Here is a 3,064-nt window from a genome sequence, read left to right on the forward strand (position 1 = left end):
CTTGCTTGCGGCGTAGTACAAAGTGTATTAAAATCCCCTGCATTAATTGCTGTTTGGAGATTTTTTGATACTCCACCAATAGTAATAGAAATTGAATCGGAAGCATGACCGAATGAAAAGGCACTGAATATTGGAGTTACCGTGTTTGAATATAAACTCCCTTGAGTGTTAACTGCCTGCTGAAGAGTTCGCTGAGAATTTCCTGCAAAAATTTTAATGTCATCTGCATAGTGTCCATAGGCAATGGTTCCAGAATAGGAGCCGGTGTTTCCTGAACAAATGCTACCATCGTTTATTGCAGCCTGAAGAGTTTTATCTGCCCCTCCTGCTCTAACATAAATAGAATTTGCGTTATGGGCAGCAGATACAAAGATAAGACTTAGAAGCATTAGTGAAATAAATAGAGAACTTTTCAGATAAATATTACTAGTCCCCTCTCTTTTCATGTAATATATTATAAAAAGCGATTTAAATAGTTTTAGGAATTGTGGGTGTAGATATTACCCAGAATAAAAATACTGCCAATTGCAATTTACACAAAAAAAGTTCCGTAGAGAACACATGCTACAATTATTATTGATGCAATAATATTTCTCCATGTTGGTTTTTCTTTAAGAAATATCCAGGCAAATAAATATATTAAAATCGGGCTAAGCATAAACACCAAGGTTGTTGAAACGACTCCAAGATGTATATATCCATAATAGACGATAACTCTGTAAAGTGCCCAGATGGTTCCTATTCCAAGCATTCCAAAGTATATGGAGTTATCCAGTCTCTTTGGTTTTGGTCTCAATATGATAATTCCCAGGATAAAAAGAGAAACACATCTTACGAAGTAAAAAGAAAAAGGAGAGTAATAATCCAAGATTAATCTGGAGGTTACCAGTTCCAAAGCAAAGAAAAAACTTCCGAAAGTTGCTGCTAAAAAGTATTTGTTAAAATCAAGGTGATATTTCTTTATATGAGAAAAGACAAGAGCAAGACCGGCAATCAGTGCGGGATAAATTATTTTTGGATTAGTTTCATAAAGATTAGAATTTAAGAAAAAACTAAATATAAGAACAAGCAAAATTAAAAAAAGGTTTTCTGATATTCTTGCAGGCTCCAGGTTTGAAATTTTATCCCCCTTTATTGAATAGAAAACAAAAAGATTTGCAGTTAATGCAAAAAGAATTACTAATCCGAAGATAATTAAGTTATTTGTTTCCAGAGCTTGGGGTGAAACATTCCAGAAAAGAAAAACAAAAGGTAGCATGACCAAAGTTATTGCGAGAAATTCCAGACAGTGGTGAAGCCTTACGTTTGTCTGCTTTTTTCTCAGGATAAACCTCTCCATAATTGTTCCGCTAGCTAGGGCAAGTGCTCCAAGAAACGGATAATATACCACCATCTTTTATCTTCCAGTTAGGAGAAAGCATTTTAAAAAGGTTGATATTTCATAAAATCTGCCACTAAATAATAAAGTAGTAATAGGTTAAAAGAAATATAAAAAAAGGAAATTTAATAATGAAATCTTTTCTCATATTCAGGGTGATTAAACCACTCTAATATAGCAGAAATTAATTGAACTTCATTTTCTGCAGCTATTGTATAAATAAGTCTCCATCCTTGTGGAAGATCATATTTCCAAAGGTTTTTTACATCATACTTCATAATATATTCTCTTGGAATCAATCTTTTTGGTATTTGAATTCCAAAAAACGCATTATCTTGTAAATCTTTTATAGCTCTCTTAATAGACTTTTTTATTGGGTCATCTTCGCTTAAAGAATTAAAATTTTCTTGCAATTTTTCAGAGATAAATTTTACTTTTGAAGGTTTTATCATATTTTAATCTCTGGTCTTTTTGAAAGCATTTTTGCTAATTTTGGATTCCAGATATATGCCGCAATCCCCTCTCTATCAAAAGCAATTTTGTTTATACTTTCTAAATAATCTAAAACAATTAAGTATGTCTGCCACATTACTTTTTTTGGAAGCTTCTTCCATATTTCTGTTCTATTAAATTCTCCGCTGTATTCTTCGATTGTTCTTTCAATCATAAGAACTGTTCCCAGAGTTGGACTTCTTGCTATTGAATTAATTAGCTCGTTTTTCATAATATTGGATATATCAATTGATATATAAGTCTTTCCAAGAAGAGATTACAATCTGAGTTATTGTTAAGATGCGCGGACCGGGAATCGGAAGAAGGATCTCATCCTTTCTACTACTAAATAATAAAGTAGTATAGGTTATTTGGATATCGATTAGTAAAGAGTTCAATCAAGCAAAACTTCTTGCTGTGCACCCTTTATAAAATTCCAATCTAATTTCAAGATTTGCTTTACAGCCGGGTTACTTGTGTTAAGTTTGTATAAATCAGACTTACCAACCCTTCTTGTTTTTATAACAATATTATTTCTTTCCAAATTACTCCAAAATGTCTGAAGAGTAGAATAACCAACTCCGGAATTCTTTGCTATTTCTGTCATAGGATAATCAAACAACTGAAAAGTTATAAGAAAATCTAAAACTTTCATCACGGGATTATTCCCAAAGATCTCTATGAATACACTTTCGTTTTCCATTAGTATAGACTACCCTAGACTATTTATAAATGTTTCTATTAATGTTTTTATATTACAAATATAGGAATATTTAAATATTGGATTGCATTAGTTGTTTTATGGATTTTAGTGAAGACGAGAAGATTAAAGCAACTATCTTATTCCACTTAAGAAGAAAGAAAGTTATTGGAGGAGTTCACACTCCTTTTGATACAGTTACAAAAGGTTTCCCATCTCATATCGGAAAAGATGTTAAAAAAATTGCAGAAGGTCTTATAAGAGAAGGGTATATTTTAAAAAAAGTAACAAATTATGGATTGCATATCCATTTGAATAAAGAGAGATTAAAAGATATTGAAGAGATTATTAAAAGAGTTCTTGGATATGAGTTTTGAAAAAAATACAAGAGCTAGATGATAAAGTAGTATAATTTATTTTGGTTGAACGCACCAGATTATTTATTGCCACATCTCTCTTAATCAAATAAGATTTATAAAATTGTGGTTAAATGC

The 3,064-nt window shown here is 31.4% G+C and carries 6 protein-coding genes; 1 reads left to right on the forward strand and 5 read right to left on the reverse strand.

Going from position 1 to position 3,064, the window contains the following annotated elements:
• From WC906_05400 to WC906_05420, 5 genes are all read right to left on the reverse strand, one after another.
• The coding region (locus WC906_05400) for a hypothetical protein (GenBank protein ID MFA5777836.1) at positions 1-446 on the reverse strand (446 nt) is incomplete at its 3' end.
• Positions 447-532: 86 nt separating this feature from the next.
• A complete protein-coding gene (locus WC906_05405) occupies positions 533-1,393 on the reverse strand; it encodes a DMT family transporter (GenBank protein ID MFA5777837.1) in 861 nt (286 codons plus the stop codon).
• A gap of 110 nt (positions 1,394-1,503) precedes the next feature.
• Positions 1,504-1,830, reverse strand: a complete 327-nt coding sequence (locus WC906_05410; GenBank protein ID MFA5777838.1) for a hypothetical protein — start codon at positions 1,828-1,830, stop codon at positions 1,504-1,506.
• Complete coding sequence (locus WC906_05415) at positions 1,827-2,102, reverse strand: hypothetical protein (protein ID MFA5777839.1); 276 nt, start codon at positions 2,100-2,102, stop codon at positions 1,827-1,829. Before WC906_05415 ends, WC906_05410 begins: the two co-directional genes overlap by 4 nt.
• A 162-nt stretch (positions 2,103-2,264) precedes the next feature.
• On the reverse strand, positions 2,265-2,573 hold the full coding sequence (locus WC906_05420) for a helix-turn-helix domain-containing protein (protein ID MFA5777840.1): 309 nt from the start codon (positions 2,571-2,573) through the stop codon (positions 2,265-2,267).
• A gap of 98 nt (positions 2,574-2,671) precedes the next feature.
• Between WC906_05420 and WC906_05425 the strand changes: the two genes are divergently transcribed.
• Positions 2,672-2,947: a hypothetical protein gene (locus tag WC906_05425; GenBank protein MFA5777841.1), complete on the forward strand. Its 276-nt coding sequence runs from the start codon at positions 2,672-2,674 to the stop codon at positions 2,945-2,947.
• Positions 2,948-3,064 lie beyond the last annotated feature (117 nt).

Source organism: Parcubacteria group bacterium (assembly GCA_041657845.1).
In the GTDB taxonomy this organism is placed as follows: Bacteria; Patescibacteriota; Minisyncoccia; order Moranbacterales; family JAKLHP01; genus JAKLHP01.

What these genes read in the sequence shown, in the direction of transcription:
- WC906_05415 (MFA5777839.1), bottom strand. Translation starts at nt 2,102, where the DNA reads ATGAAAAACGAGCTAATTAATTCAATAGCAAGAAGTCCAACTCTGGGA.
- WC906_05410 (MFA5777838.1), bottom strand. Translation starts at nt 1,830, where the DNA reads ATGATAAAACCTTCAAAAGTAAAATTTATCTCTGAAAAATTGCAAGAA.
- WC906_05420 (MFA5777840.1), bottom strand. Translation starts at nt 2,573, where the DNA reads ATGGAAAACGAAAGTGTATTCATAGAGATCTTTGGGAATAATCCCGTG.
- WC906_05425 (MFA5777841.1), top strand. Translation starts at nt 2,672, where the DNA reads ATGGATTTTAGTGAAGACGAGAAGATTAAAGCAACTATCTTATTCCAC.
- WC906_05405 (MFA5777837.1), bottom strand. Translation starts at nt 1,393, where the DNA reads ATGGTGGTATATTATCCGTTTCTTGGAGCACTTGCCCTAGCTAGCGGA.